Source organism: Paenibacillus sp. J22R56 (assembly GCF_056269375.1).
In genome coordinates this window covers 333,522-349,232 of sequence record NZ_JBWDNV010000011.1, presented here as the reverse complement: position 1 = coordinate 349,232, position 15,711 = coordinate 333,522, and the positions used below count along the sequence as shown (strand labels likewise).

The following is a 15,711-nucleotide window of genomic DNA, read 5'->3' as shown; positions in this document are numbered from 1 at the left end:
ATTCCTCCTACAAAGTAATTAGAGCACGATTAACCTTTCGTCGCCCCATCCGCAAGACCGGAGATGAGGAAGCGCTGCAGCAGCAGGAAAACAATCGATATAGGTATCGCAATAAGAATTGTACCTGCGGCAAACATCGTAAAGTTATTCGCAAACTTATCATTAATAAAGTTGTATAAGCCTAGCGCCAGCGTGAACTTCTCCGGGCTGCGGATAATGATCTGCGGCGTCAGGAAATCAAAGAACGGCGCCATAAATGTAAACAAAGCAACAACTGCAATAATCGGGCTGGCGAGCGGAATTAAGATCCGGAAGAAAATCGTCAGGTAGCCTGCTCCGTCGATTTTGGCCGATTCGTCGAGGTCACGCGGTATCGTATCCAGGTAACCTTTTACAAGAAACAAGTTCATTGGGAGACCACCAAACACATAGATCAGGATCAGGCCCGTGAATGTATCCAGCAGGTTAACCGTGTTGAGCAGCAGGTAGATCGCCACCATCCCCATGAGTACCGGGAACATCTGCAGCAGCAGGAAGGTATAAATGCTGTTCTTGCGGCCGATGAACCGGAACCTTGAGAATACATAAGCTACGATGGACACGATGCAGACTGATGCCAAGCCATTAATGAAAGCTACGATTAGCGTATTTTTATACCAAAGGGTGTAATTACTGCTTGGATCTGTGAACAACCACTTATAATGCTCGAGCGACCAGTTGTCCGGGAACATCTTGAGGGAAAATAAGCTTGTGCCTGGATTGAGGGACATACTGAATGCCCACAACAACGGATATAGAATAAGGACAAACATAATCAAAACGATCAAATAGATGCCGGATACTTCGAGAGCGGATTTGAGTGAACGCTTCATCTTAGTACATATCCTCCTCTCTGAAGGAACGGGTTTTGCGGAATTGATAGAGGGCAAACGCCGCTACAACGATACCCATAATGATGGAAACGGCGGCAGCCATCTTGTAATTATTTTCTTTGAACGTCAGGCTGTACACCCACGAGATCAGGATGTCGGTAGCACCTGAACTTTGACCGGGTACTGGCGGGCCGCCTTTATTAAACAGATAAATAATGTTGAAATTATTAAAGTTGTACGAGTACTGCATGATGAGCAGCGGAGCTGTAGCGAACAGCACATGCGGCATCGTAATAAAGCGGAACTTCTTCCACCGGCTACCCCCGTCTACATCAGCAGCTTCATACCAATCTTTCGAAATCCCCTGCAGCACGCCTGTAATCAAGGTGAATACATAAGGGAAACCAAGCCATACTTGAATGCTAATAATCGCAATCCGAGCCCAAGTCGGATCAGACAACCAAGGAATCGTCACGCCAAAATGGGAAAAGATATCCCGGTTAATCGCTCCAAACGTATCATTAAACATCGCTGTAAACACAAGCACAGTCATGAATGAAGGAACGGCCCAGGGCAGAATCAGCACGGTACGAATAAGACGCTTGAATTTAACACGGCTGTCATTGACCAATACGGCTAGGAAAAAGGCCAGCACAATCTGCAAGGTTGTTGCAACAAGTGTCCAGACAACCGTCCAGGATAAGACCGTAATTAAGCTTTTGCTCCACACTGCTTCCGTGAACAGTGATTTGAAGTTGGCAAAGCCGACCCAGTCAAGCAAATGAGCGGGTGGAGAATTGTAAAGGTTGTAGTTGGTGAAAGCGAGAGAGATCATGAACAGCAGCGGAAAAATGACAATCAGCGCCATCATAATGAAATTCGGCACAACGACAAAGTACGGGAAGCCATGCTCCCAGCTGTCCTGGAATGCTTGCCGAACGGATGGCGTACGAGTACCCTCCTGCCGTTTCTTCGCATCTTTGCGGGCATCGAGCAGGTTAAGCACATACAAACCTAGCAAAATGATGCCAATGATCGAGGATAACAAGCCTTGGACGAGCAGATTACGAGAATCATCCGTTTCGGGGTTATCTCCCAACGTGATCATACCTGTTATGCTGTTTGCGATAGGCACGGATAACGCAGCGATCAAGCTTAAGCCAATTACAAGAAATACAATTCCTTTAATCCACCTTCGATTGTACAGCTGGCCTAATCCAGGAACGATTGAGAGAACCGTTGCCAGGGCAGGATTATGATTATTTTGTCTGGATGCTGGTGCTGGCTCCAGGGCGTTGATGTTCATGTTTGGTTCACCTTCCATATTTCCGAATGCGTTAAGATAGGAAAGGAAAAGGGGCCTCGAGGAGCCCCTTCCCTTTTGCTTACGTTACGTTTACTTATTTCGCGCCTGCCATCTTCATCTTGTCATTAATGAGATTTACTGCGTCATCCAGCGAAGCTTGAACGTCTTTTCCTTCTGTGATGAATTTCAAAGCGTTAGCCATTGGATCCCATACATGATCAAGCTCAGGAACAGTAGGGAACGGTTGACCATATTGAATTTGCTGCGAGAAGCCTGCTACAAGCGGGTCGCCTGTCAAAATTGGATTGTTCAGTACGTTGATAACTGGCGGAACCTCGCCTGTTTTCTGGAAGTAATCAAGGGCGTTCTCTTCGTTCGTCAGGAAGGCTGCAAAATCTGCCGCCCACTCTGGGCTCTTCGTGAACTTGGAAAGCATCCAGCCTTTTACGCCGATGAAGGAAGTTGGATGTTCGCCGCCTTCGAGTGTAGGGATTGGAGCAACCGCAAGATCGTCGCCCAATGCTTTTTTGTAATCGTTAATTGCCCAAGGACCATTGATAACCGCGCCAACTTTACCTTGTGTGAACAAGCCGCCAACAATGTCGCCGTTTACGCCTTTAGGCAGGTAACCGTTGTTGAACCAACTTTGAATGAGGGAAGCACCTTTTACTGTACCTTCTTTGTTGAGACCAATATCGTTGATGTCGTATTTGCCTGCATTGTCTTTGAAGATGTAGCCGCCTTCACCGCCAAGGAAGCCCCAAGCAAAGTAGAAGTTCGCTGCTTCGAAGAGGAAGCCGTAATTTTGTTTCTTCGCATCTGTCTGGTCTTTCATAATTTGCTCCAGATCAGCAATCGTTGCCGGTGCTGTAGGAACAAGCTTCTTATTATAGAAGAGAGCGTACGTTTCAGTTACGAGCGGAAGACCGTAGAGCACGCCATCTTGGCTAAGTGCTGCCAATGCTTCCGGTGTATAAGTGCCTTTTACCTCGTCGGAAGCTTTCACTTCTTGAACGAGTCCTTTCACTACAAGGCTGCCAATCCCCGGCTGGTAGAAAAGGTCTGGACCTTTGCCTGCAGGACCATCGAGGGCAAGTACATCCGGCTGGTCGTTCATCGCTACCGGTTTGATGTTAATTTTGATCCCTGTTGCGGCTGTGTATTTGTCCGCTGCTGCTTGGATAACTGCAAGTTTATCTTCTGCAGTGTCTGGCCAGATTGTCAGTTCCGCAGGCTTCTCTTCCGTTGGACCTGTGACTTCTGTTGTTGCTGCTGCATCCGCACTTGGTGATTCCGAAGCTGGTGCATTAGCGTTTGTATTTGCGCTAGCGTTGGTTGATGCGCCTGTGTTACTGTTGCCGTTATTGTTGCTGCCGCATGCTGCGAGCGACATCGATACAGCCAGCAAGCTAAGCGTAATAAGCATTTTTTTGCTCTTTAACATGGTTGTTGCTCCCTTCCCTTTATCAACTCTTTGTCGTTTGTTGACCCCGGTTTGCCGTGGTTCATGAGTTAATTGTAAGAGTTCAGGGGGAGGCCTAACTACCAATCCGGTGACCTGAAAGGATACGATTGTGACCTGTCGTACACAGAAGGCTGTGTTGGATGATATCCAGTAAAAAGGCTGTCACGAGCGTTACTTGTTCGTCTACATTGGATTCTGTGCAGTAAAAAGATCACTAATAGCCAAGTAACCTTCATATTGCTGAAGTATGCTGGATGGAATCCAACATGGATATTGAGAAGAGGCAAAAGGGAGATTTATCTTGGAGCAAATCCAACATACGAGCACAGAATACTGGGCTTGAATTGCGATATGCTTTTGCAGGCCATCAATCAGGGGATGTGTAGATTACTGGGTGCTTAGAGCAGGTGGAGGTTTATAATCAGGTACAATTAAGAATCAGTCAAAAGGCTGCAATAAAATAAGGACCGTCTCCTTGGGAAGACGGCCCATTGCTTTATTGCGGTGCTGACAGCACCGTTCGGAAGCCCGCATTGCCTGTTGAGCTGTCCGGGGTGTTTTTATTACGTGCCGCAACCCGGTATCGGTTGCAGTAAGAGGTGTGGCATAGATAGGAACCACCTCGCATTACTCTTCCTTCCCCGCCGCGCGGGCCTTGCGGATTGTCATTCTCGCCGCTTTGGTAATAGGCTGGGCTGAACCAGTCCGAGCACCATTCCCATACATTGCCCGCCATATTATAGAGACCATAACCGTTAGGCTTGAAGCTTCGTACTGGAGCGGTTCCGAGGAAACCATCGCTGGCGTGATTTTTGACCGGGAACTTGCCCTGCCAAATGTTGCAGTGATGCTCGCCGCCTTGCTTCAGTTCGTCCCCCCAAGGATAACGCTTCTGAACAAGACCGCCTCTGCCGGCATATTCCCATTCCGCTTCCGTAGGAAGCCTTCTGCCTGCCCACTTGCAATAGGCCATCGCATCATTCCAGGATACATGAACAACCGGGTGATCCTCCCGGCCTTCGATACCGGAATCCGGTCCCTCAGGATGATTCCAATCCGCCCCTTCAATAGGGAACCACCATGGAGCAGACTGTGGAGTCATCGTTACTTTTGCCGCTTCCGCTTCCGATACAAAAGAATGGAACACATAAGACCAGCCGAATTGCTGGGCTTCCGTCACATAACCGGTTGCCGCGATAAACCGTTCGAACTGTTCATTCGTTACGGCACACTCATCCATATAAAAGTCCGAGACCGTAACCGCATGGATCGGTCCTTCTCCATCAGCAGGGAAACCTTCCTTATCGTTAGTACCCATAAGAAAGGTTCCTCCTGGAATGAGGACCATTCCTGTCGTATCCTCATTTGAAGGCTTAGCTTTCACCATTTGAACGCCAGCTTTTAGCTTAAGGTTCTTAGGCGCAATTACAACAGACGAACGTTGCGTTGAACAACAAGATTTCAATGGATTGTCTTGCGAATCTTCTGCCATATTCGTATTCCTCCCTGCTTAAGCCAAACCTAATCTGACATACTGTTCCTCTGGTGCTCCGGCTTGCTTCATTCCATTAATGAGCAGCTCGATCATTCGAGCCTCTGCCGCTTCATCATGCAGCGGATGTTCCTGGGCTTCATCATTCGCAAGGTCATAAAGACGTGTCTCCATAACGAATTGATTCCGTGCATACTTCGAGCCTTCCGTGCTTTCCGGAATCTTGAAGACTGGATAAGACGTATAAGGCAGGAATCGTCCCGCTTCGATCTTTTCAGGGGCGATACGTCCTAGATAAGAGCGGAATGTCGTTGGCATCGCCGTGTACGTATAACACGGATAATTATCCGGGGAGACCGGTGCGCGCATATAAGTATAACGACCGTCCGTTACGTTCACGCACATCCCGTGATAACCGTATAAAGCAGCCTCACGAATTTGCTCCTGCGTTCCTTCTATTAATAGTCGAAGCGAAGCTCCTTGTACCGTTTCCGGAATTTCCACGCCCATGTAATCAAGAATAGTTGGCATGAGGTCAATATTTTGTGTAAGCGCCTTGATCCGTGTCCCCGCTCCCTGACCTTCAGGAAACCTGATCATAAGCGGAATATTAGCTAGTTCATTGTAAACATGCATCACGTTTTTACCCGTCTGCTCATGTTCACCGAGTAATAAGCCATGGTCAGTCGTGAAGATAATCATCGTATCATCCAAGATATCCAGCCGTTCCATCGTTTCAAACAACTTGCCAAGCCACAAGTCAATCATAGTAAGGGTCGCAGCATAACGCTTCTGGATATGGGCAAGGGCATCGGGTGGTACATCAACCGTGCCATACTTTGGCCAGCTATAAGCCGGACCTTCATAGTTATCTTGATACATCTCCAAATAATGATCAGGTGTATCAAAAGGCTCATGCGGATCAAACGCCTCAACGGTCAGAAAATAACGGTCTTCGCGTCCATTCCTCTCCAGCCAATCACATGCCGCTTGAATCGTCCGTGGTCCCGGATAGTCTTCCTCCCGGATGAACTGCGACCGATTCTTATCACATTGCTCCCTCACTTGTCCGTAATACTCAGCCCGCTTCGGCAGATCTGCGACAGAAGACAACCAAGGATCATCCTCCTGCCCCCGGTGGAAATCCCAAGTCGAGAAAGACTGGCAGTAATTGTCTCCACCTGTCGCAAAGTAATGATAATGATCGGTGACGATGTGACTGAATACACCAGCTTCCCGAAGTGCAGCCGGCAAGGTTTGGTCAAACGGCTCGATGCCGCCCCACCCTTTTTCAAGAAAAGCAGCACGCCCGGTCATCATATCTCTGCGAGCCGGCATACATGGTAATGAGCCGGACCAGTGTTGGTCGAATACAACAGACTGCTCAGCAAGCCGATCTATGTTCGGCGTTATCACGCCTTCTCCGCCATACGCGGATAGAGCACGTCTATTCAAAGTGTCCAGCATAATCATAATAGTTCTCATTTGAGCACCTCTTATTTCCCAAATAGTGAGTACATATTAAATACCCCCTACTATAGCAAACTCTTAAAGGAGTGAATAGTAGCTACGGAATCACTATAAAAAAATGATCGCCTCTCCCAAGGGAGAAGCGATCACTCGTTTGCCTAACATTTATTATTTTGCACCTGCACTAACGGATTGGTACCATTCATTCACTTCTTGCGTAATTTTGTCGCCGCCGGAAGATTTCCACTTCTCTACGAATTTGTCGAAGGAATCAACAGAAGCTTTGCCGTAGATGATCTGGGAGAATGTATCTTTCTCCATCTTCGTTAAGATATCGCTGCTCGTTTGCATTGTTTCTGTTGGAGCACCTGTGAACATTTGCGGCATAACCGCATCCTTCTGTTCCAGAACGATCTTAGCTGCTTCGAGAAGTGGCTGAGTCGCGCTTAATTTGTTCTTCTTCTCAAACGGTGTAGTTGCCTCTTCGCCATTCGCCAGCTTTGCAAGCACTTGCATATTCAGACCTGGAATACGTGCTCCGTCAAATGTGAGCGTATACTTCTCTGGAGCAAAGCCGCCTGTGCTTGCAGCATCTTTTTTCACTTCACCGTCTACCATTACCCAGTCATAACCTTCTGCCATACCATTCTCGAACTCGCCGCCAGCTGGAGGATTCGCGAATTGTTCGAACAGGTAGTTCTGATATTCGAAGAACGCTTCTGGATGCTCCATCTCTGCATTAATCAACACAACACCGTTGGAGTTAGTTGTGCCATGACGTCCCACTTTACCGTCTGGTCCAGCAGGTAGCGCGTAAGCTTTGTATTGTGCGTCTTTATTGTTTTTCTTCACATCTTCAAGCGGCCATGCCGGCATCCAGTGAGGACCAACAACGATACCTGCTTTGCCTGCTGTGAAATCTTCCGACGCTTTCGTCTCGTCGTACAAGCCTGCTTCTGTCGGCAGGTAGCCTTTGCTCATCCAGCTTTGAAGCGTTGCGAGTGCTTGCTTCGAGCCTGCAGATACGGAACCGTATTCGAGGGTACCGTCTGCTGCTTTATTCCATTGGTTTGGCTGCGTGCCATACATGCCGAAGATCCAGCCTGCATCAGACATCCACGTGTTAAGCCAGTTTTTGAAGCCAATCGCGAGACCGTAAGTATCTTTCTTGCCGTTGCCATCCGGATCCTGATTGGTGAAGGCATCCATCACTTTTTCGAGATCAGCCAAGGTCTTAGGAGCTGGAAGTCCAAGCTTCTGCATCCAGTCTTCGCGAATCCACATAACCGGGTCGCCATTGTAAGCGTAATCGAGAATTGGAATACCAACTCGCTTGCCATCCTCCATGTACGGATACCATACAGTAGGATCTTCGTTCATAGCATCTTTCCAAGTTTGGCTGGCATATTTGTCGAATAGTTCACCAGCATCTATGAAACGTCCGGAGTCGATCAGTTCTCTTACGAGGGTGAAGTCACCGCGGTAGGAGATGATGTCCGGCATTTTCTCATTCGTCGCAAGAGACAAGCGAAGCTTTGTTTCAAAAGCATTGTTCGTCGAAGGAGCAATCCATTGGTTCTTCAACTGAATGCCGAATTTATCAAGTGCCCACTTCGTATGTACGTTATTGTCGGCATCTTCACCTTCTTTGAACGTTACATCCGGGCCCCATGGGCGCAAGTAGCTGATTGTAATCGGTGGATCATATTTCTTGAGCTCGTTTGTTGCATTTTCTGCAGCAGCGTTATTAGCAGGCGCATTGCTGGCATTTGTACTTGCATTGGCATTGTCCGGTGCATTGTTATTGTTGCCGCACGCACTAGTGATCGCTGTTAGGGACATAACTCCCGCGAGCACCATCGTAGGCAGCAACTTTCTTTTATTTTCTTTCAACTGCATTTCCCCCAGTGCAATGTAGTAGTTTACAAAACCTATATTAAGGAGTTGGACTACCTCGTTCTATACTAAGATTGCAACATCAATTGCACTTCCTTAGGATGTTAAAAATTGAATATATATCTTTAAAATTTTACTGTACGAGGCCGCTAACTACTAGCCGGGAATTATTTGCACAAAAACGGTGCAGGAGCCTCCTGCACCGTTTTCTCGCTTTAGTTGCTCGTATATTTCATCCAATCATATTCGGCATAGAGCGGATTGGCGCCGTTATAAGCACCAAGCCAGCTGTCTACACCTGTTCCGTTCCAGATGTTCATCATGATTTTGCCTGGATTGGTTGGGATCGTTGAAGTAGCCGTATGCTTGAGCACACCATCAACATACCACTTGATAGAGCCTGCCTGCCAATTAAAAGCATAAGTATGGAAGCCTTGCGACGCATCGAAGCCTAGATCTACCACTTTCTCATGTCCGCCTACGCCATTGGTGAAGTAATTAAACTGCACCTTGGTCGTATCTTTGCCTAGGAACTCAATATCAATCTCATCCCATGGCGTGCCATCAGCCGGGCCGGTGTAAGTGAAGAAAGAAGATACGATACCTGTGTTTTTAGCCGGCTTCATGCTGACCTCATAGAGACCATAACCATACTTGTAAACGGAACGGTATTCCGCGCAATCAAATACGTTGTAAGCAGAGCTTGTTAAGCCCAGCTTCAAATGGCCGTCGCTCGTAAAGCTCACATTATTTGCACGCCAGGTACAGTTAAACATACCGCCGTTCGAGTAGCCATCTGCCTTTTGCCAGGTTGCAGGATTATAGTACGTCAAAGGTTCCCAAAACTCAGTAGCTCCGTACGAACTTGAAACGAATAACATCGAGACAATTGCCGAACCAGCCATAACGAGTGATGCTTTCTTTTTCATACAACACCTCCAAATGTGATAGGACACTATAAATCAGCCAGCCTTCCCCTATCCCTCCTTCCAACCGTACATTTTCGATCTATAAAATGATGTTAGACCGGTCCCAAATTGACCAGATTTACATCCGAGATCGTAATGGTTGTATCACCGGCATTGCCGCCCGCAATATTACCCATATCGAAGGAAATACGAGAAGGATCATAGCTGCCATCTGTCACATCAAAGGTAAAGGTGAAGGTCTGCTCCTCTGTCGTCAGATCGACCTGCTGGCCGAAGTAACCATGCCACGCATATCCAGCCGGAACATCTACCCAGCCAATGCCAATTCCTAATTTTCTAGCCGTATTAGCCTTTGCTTTGAAAGTAAACTGATACTTAGAGCCTTGCTGAATCGCGAAGCCCTCTTGAATCACTTGACGATCCCAAGCGTTATCGCCTACTGAGCCGATGGAAGCCTCGAGCTTGTTATTATTTGCGGCGATAGCTAGTTGACCTGGAGCTGCCGTATAGGAGAACCATCCCTCTGTCCCACTTGTAAAACCGCCATTTTGCAGCAGGTTTACGTTAAGAGGCTGCCCTCCTGTCTCTGCCGAACCATTCACTTCATACAGCATAATGTGATCGATCGTAACCGAGTTTGCCCCTTCAGTTGCTGCCGAATTGCCTAATCCAAACACAAGGACAGAAGCCGGATCGGAATCACTATCCATTGTAAAATCGTAAGCAAAATGAGCCTGGTCTGCAGTCAGTCCAGCTGTCTGCTCCAGATACTTGGCGAATTCGCCGCTGCTCTGCGAGACAACAACCTGTATATTTTTCGAGCTCGATGCAGACGCATCAAACTCCAGCCTGTAAGATTTGCCCTTCACCATGTTCACATTGCTTTGCTGCAGCGTATAATCCCACCAGTTCTCACTAGTACCAGGCAAAGTCGCAACAAGCTCGCCACCACTTGACCTGCTGAGGGAAGCCGGGGCACCAGGAGTAAGATTCCAACCACTCACGTCCGTATCAAAATCACCGTTTGTTACGATATTAGGCGACATATCTACCCAAAGAGTGTTGTAATCGTATCCCTCGAAATCAATGTAATAGCTGTTATCAGCTTCCAATTCTACTGGGTCCAAATAAATCGTCTTATACTTCTGCCATCCGTCTGTGCTGCCAAGGTCATAAGTTGACTGTGCAATAAGGCCACCTGTCTCGTCTTTGACGTTCAAACGGACTTGCGAATCCTCTTGGCCACTCGCTACTCTCGCTGAAATCGCATACTTACCAGAACGCTCTACACGAATCTTGTATCTCAGCGTATCGCCTTCATCCATATAGGCGACATTCTTGCCACCTTCACTTGCGCTCTCAAGCTGCAAACCCTGCATTTCCCACGCGCCGGCAGCAGGAATATGAGTATAACCCGATACCGAGACAGGTGCGCCACGCTTCACCAATCGAACATTGTCTACCAGTACCTTGCCGTTCTCTCCGCCAAATAACAGCTTGAGCTCCGCTTCAGCCTTATCTGAACCATCCCCGATCACAACCTCTGTCGAGTAGGTTTGCATCGTTGTTCCAAGCGAAATTTCACTACCACTTGGAAACAAAACAGGGTGGCTGCTGGCCACATCAAGATTCATCTTACGTGCCGTGTCAGACTTCGCATCAAAATAAATCGCGTACTCGCTGTTTTTCTCCAGCACCAATCCTGGTTGAGAGACGGTTACAGCATCCGCTTCCGCTCCTCCATTGGCAACATCAACAACCAATTGCCGCTCCATCACAGGGAACGCGAGGAAATTATTCACGCTGAAATCAGCTGACGCATCCTCGGCTACTGAAGTTGTCCAGAAGGCCAGTCGATTCGAGCCTTGATCAAATGTACCGTTATAGATGAGGTTGCCATCCGGCAGCGTCGTCCGTTCCACCGGAACTTCCGGCTGCGGTGAGGCATCCCCAATCTCTACAAGCTTCACATTGGCGAAGTAGGCACTCGTTGCAGCATCTTTACCAAGGTTAAATTCAAATCTAGCATTATTGTCGGTGCTCTCTACCATATCAAAGGTATATTCATAAGACTGCCACTCCGTCGTCAAATGGCTCTGCTGTTCGCCAGAGTAGACCTTCCAGTTCTTCTCAAACTGGTTCACCTTCGACATAATGTTCAGTTCTGCATCCGCTTTGGCATCATAAGTTACTTTATATTTCTTACCCTTTTGCAGGTAGACCGGCATTTGGGTCAGTTGTACGGAATAGACCTGGGTACCGGCATTCATGATCGATACTTTAGCCGTTTTCCCTTTTGCCTCATCATCCACAACAGCCACTTGACCACTTCCGCCTTCGTTCAAAAGGAACTGCCAATATGGTGGAACTCCGTTTGCATCCGTAGCTTGCGTAAACTTCTCATTGTAGAGCAAATTACCGTCCTCTTGCGCCGCACGTTTTGGTTCAGGTGCAGGAGGATTACCCGTTACGTCTTGCCAGCTGTCCAAGTTCTTATATTCGTATACCCGTACAAAGTCCACGTTCATCTGATCTGCTGTAAAATCTCCGTTTGGCGCTCCCGGCCAATCTCCGCCTACGGCCAGATTCAGAATCATGTAAAAGGGTCTATCAAATGGTGCGGGATATGTATAATATTCTGGCTGCCCCGGTCCCTTGGTCTTCCAATCTCTAACTTCATGATAAAGCTGGCCATCAACATAGAAACGAATAACCCCTGGCAGCCATTCTAATTGAAAATCATGATAGTCGTCGGCAAAGGTCGCACCATTCTGCAGCACATAGCTGTTCTGATCGGAGCCATGCGAACCGTCCGGTTGAACACTGTCATAGTGAAGCGTACCAAAGACCTTATTTTTATTCGCTCCGCCAATTAGCTCCATTATGTCAATCTCACCGGAAGCCGGCCATCCGCCGTAATGCGCTTCATCGGTTGGCAGCATCCACAATGCAGGCCACATGCCCTGCTGAACAGGCAGCTTGGCGCGAACGACCATTTTACCGTAAGTCCAGTCGCCTTTTTCTTTCGTTATCAGCTTCGCAGACGTATAGCTGCTGCCCTTATACTCTTCTTTCTTAGCCTTAATGCTCAGGACACTACGGTCTCCATCCTTCTCAATAGCGGCATTATTTGGCGAGTAATATTCCAGCTCATTATTGTAGACAACACCCGTGTCCACAACTGTCCATTTGGTTGTATCAATAGCGGACTTATTGAATTCATCATTCCAGACCAGCTTCCAATCCTTGTCTGGGATCGTCGTAGACGGTACTGGTGTCTCGCCTGAAGCTACCGGCGGGTTTGTTGTGGTTGGCGGATTCGTTGTACCGGATGCTCCGGCTCCTAATGAAGTCTCCGTACCCGTAGGAATTGGCTTATCATTCACCGTAACACCATCGGACTGAACCTGAAGTGTCCCAACCTCACTATCTTCAGACCATTCGAAATCCGTTGGTGTTAGTATCCTTACCTGCTCTGCATGAGTACCATCCGAGAAAACAACTCGAACGGGGCTTCCAGGTTTGTTAATGGATACGTTATTCAGCTTTACACCATTAAAGACAACCGAGTGGCTTCCGCCGCCCTTAATAACGGTCTTGCCTGTCACCGTAACACCGGCAAGCGTTACGTCGCCTTCCTTAATTCCTTCAGCCAGCAGCAGACTGCCATGCACCGCTGTATTCTTGACCGTAACATCGGTTGCGCGGATGATCAGATTGCCCTCTACTTTGGAAGCATCATAGACGACTGGCTTCGTGATCAAATCACCAATCATGCCGGACAAGAGAACAGCAGATTCAGCACGTGTAATTGGCGAATTTGGCTGCAGCTTATCGTTGAAGCCTTTCATATACTTCTCATCTACCAAATAAGAAAGCGCTTTCTTTGCATAGCTGGAAACAGCCTCATAATCCTTAAACTGCTTAAGTTCGGCATCGGATTCGTTACCTGTTGAGAGCTCAAACGCCCGATCAATCATAACCGCAGCATCTTCTCTCGTAATCTGTGCATTTGGTGCAAAATGATCAGGGTCAATTCCATTCACAACGCCTGATCCGCTTGCTCTTGTAACCGCATCATAATACCAGGCATCCACTGCTACATCATCAAAGTCTGCTGATTCCGTGCCAGCAAAACCAAATACACGATCCAGCATCGTAATAAATTCAGCTCTGCTGATCGACGAGCCGGGTTTAAAGACCCCCGTACCGTAACCGCTTACAATACCAAGTGAAGCCATACGGTCTACCGCAAATTTTGCCCAGTGCCCTTCAAGATCTTGAAACGACTTCATTGGAGTTGACTCTGCAGCATACGTACTATTCACTCCGATAACGGGGCTGGCAAAGGAAGCCAACAGACTGCAAATGACCATTCGAGACATCCATTTTTTAACCATAGTATTTCCTCCTTATTTTGTTTTTTATAGATGAGGCCGCTTGCGCGGCCACTTCTTCCTACAGTTGTTATGGCTATTCTTTTACCGCGCCGATGACCATCCCTTTTACGAAGAAACGCTGAAGGAATGGATACACAAGAAGAATCGGAAGTGCGCCGATAAAGATCTGCGCAGCACGTACAGTACGATTCGAAATGTTCTCTAGTTGTTTCGCATCGACATTGATCTTACTGAAATCCTGCTGCACGATGATCGTTTGAAGCAATGAAGCCAGCGGATAATCCTTGATATCCCGCATATAGATCATCCCATCAAACCAGGAGTTCCACTGGTAAACCATCGTGAACAACGACAAGGTTGCAATGGACGGCATAGACAAAGGAATGAACACAAGAATAAGCGTTTTGAGCTGACCTGCACCGTCCAGATGTGCTGCTTCCTCAAGCTCTTTGGGCAAGCCGCGGAAAAAGTTCAGCATCAGAATGATGTTATAGACCGACACTGCACCAGGCAGAATAAGTGCCCAAATGGAGTCCATAAGTCCAATCTTTTGAATCAGAATGTAGCTTGGAATAAGTCCCCCGCTGAACAAGATCGTAAAGACAAAGATCCAGATGTACATCGTGCGTCCTTTGAAATTCTGGTCATCCTTCGACAGGGGGTAGGCAGTCAGCAACACAATGATCATACCAATCACCGTAGATAATACGGTCCGTTCAACCGATATCCACAAGGAGTTAAGGAAGTTGGAATTACCGAACGTCTTCTCATAAGCATCTGTCGTAAATCCCATTGGCCAGAAGCCTACGAGATTGGCATTAGCTGGTGCCATACTGCTGAGCGATACTGCAAGGATATGAATAATAGGCAGAATACATAAGAGCGATAGAAGGCCTAGAAATACATAGTTGCCAATATTAAAAAGCCTGTAGCCTAACGTTTTGTAATACAAAAGTAGAACCCCCTTAGAAGACGCGATAGTTCGCAAATTTATAGGCTAATCGGTACGAAGTGGCAATGAGCACAATTCCGACAACGGATTTGAACAGGCCAACCGTCGTTGCAAAGCTCATTTTCCCATTCAGAATCCCAAGCCGATAAACGAAGGTGTCGATAATATCTCCCTTCTCATACACGAGAGGGTTGTAGAGGTTGAAGACCTGATCAAAGCCTGCATTCAGAATATTGCCAATCGATAACGTTCCAAGCACAATGGCAATTGGCATCAGCGCCGGCATCGTAATGTGAATGGTCTGTCTCAGCCTAGTCGCGCCATCTACCTCTGCCGCTTCATAAAGCGCCGGATTAATTCCCGCCAAAGCAGCAAGGAAGACAATCGTTCCGAATCCAAATTCCTTCCAAACATCACTGATAATCAAGGTAAATCGGAACCAGTTATTATCCCCGAGGAAGAAGATTGGCTTCATTCCAAGTGTCGTCACTAACTTATTGACGAGCCCTCCGTCTGGAGACAAAATATCGAGCAAGATGCCCCCGAGAATAACCCACGACATAAAATGCGGCAAGTAGACCAGCGTTTGTGTTACCCGCTTAAATGCCATCATCCTAATCTCATTGAGCAGAATGGCGAATAGGAACGGAACAACCAGTCCGGCAGCCATCTTGAAGAAGGCAATAACGAGCGTATTCCAGATCACCTGATCAATATCCGGGTATTTGAACAGGAAGCGGAAGTTGTCTAGTCCTACCCATTCGGAACCGGTTAATCCTTTCCAAGGCTTAAAATCTTGGAAGGCAATAACAATCCCGGCCATCGGGACGTATTGAAAAATAATGACAAGCAAAAGCGCCGGCAAGAGCATCAAGTGAAGCGGCCAATTCCGTTTCATGTTCCATTTGTTTTTGGAAACACGGCGTTTT

10 protein-coding genes are annotated in these 15,711 nt (G+C 47.5%); all 10 read right to left on the bottom strand.

Going from position 1 to position 15,711, the window contains the following annotated elements:
* Positions 1-29: 29 nt before the first annotated feature.
* The gene (locus AC0YNT_RS26095) at positions 30-872 is read right to left on the bottom strand and encodes a sugar ABC transporter permease (protein WP_167278878.1); all 843 of its coding nucleotides are present in this window, start codon (positions 870-872) and stop codon (positions 30-32) included.
* Between the two features lies 1 nt (position 873).
* Complete coding sequence (locus AC0YNT_RS26090; RefSeq protein WP_475807227.1) at positions 874-2,178, bottom strand: carbohydrate ABC transporter permease; 1,305 nt, start codon at positions 2,176-2,178, stop codon at positions 874-876.
* Positions 2,179-2,272: 94 nt separating this feature from the next.
* The gene (locus tag AC0YNT_RS26085; RefSeq protein WP_475807226.1) at positions 2,273-3,622 is read right to left on the bottom strand and encodes an extracellular solute-binding protein; all 1,350 of its coding nucleotides are present in this window, start codon (positions 3,620-3,622) and stop codon (positions 2,273-2,275) included.
* A gap of 517 nt (positions 3,623-4,139) precedes the next feature.
* Positions 4,140-5,135 (bottom strand): formylglycine-generating enzyme family protein, encoded by a 996-nt coding sequence (locus tag AC0YNT_RS26080; RefSeq protein ID WP_475807225.1) that lies wholly within the window; start codon positions 5,133-5,135, stop codon positions 4,140-4,142.
* Between the two features lie 18 nt (positions 5,136-5,153).
* The gene (locus tag AC0YNT_RS26075; protein ID WP_475807224.1) at positions 5,154-6,620 is read right to left on the bottom strand and encodes a sulfatase; all 1,467 of its coding nucleotides are present in this window, start codon (positions 6,618-6,620) and stop codon (positions 5,154-5,156) included.
* 153 nt (positions 6,621-6,773) lie between these two features.
* The gene (locus tag AC0YNT_RS26070; RefSeq protein ID WP_475807223.1) at positions 6,774-8,504 is read right to left on the bottom strand and encodes an extracellular solute-binding protein; all 1,731 of its coding nucleotides are present in this window, start codon (positions 8,502-8,504) and stop codon (positions 6,774-6,776) included.
* Between the two features lie 212 nt (positions 8,505-8,716).
* The gene (gene bglS, locus AC0YNT_RS26065) at positions 8,717-9,406 is read right to left on the bottom strand and encodes a beta-glucanase (RefSeq protein WP_475807243.1); all 690 of its coding nucleotides are present in this window, start codon (positions 9,404-9,406) and stop codon (positions 8,717-8,719) included.
* A gap of 116 nt (positions 9,407-9,522) precedes the next feature.
* Entirely contained in the window at positions 9,523-13,830 is a 4,308-nt protein-coding gene (locus AC0YNT_RS26060; protein ID WP_475807222.1) for a carbohydrate binding domain-containing protein, read from the bottom strand.
* A 73-nt stretch (positions 13,831-13,903) separates the two neighbouring features.
* Positions 13,904-14,782 (bottom strand): carbohydrate ABC transporter permease, encoded by an 879-nt coding sequence (locus AC0YNT_RS26055; protein WP_475807221.1) that lies wholly within the window; start codon positions 14,780-14,782, stop codon positions 13,904-13,906.
* 13 nt (positions 14,783-14,795) lie between these two features.
* Positions 14,796-15,680, bottom strand: a complete 885-nt coding sequence (locus AC0YNT_RS26050) for an ABC transporter permease (protein WP_475807242.1) — start codon at positions 15,678-15,680, stop codon at positions 14,796-14,798.
* Between the last annotated feature and the right edge of the window lie 31 nt (positions 15,681-15,711).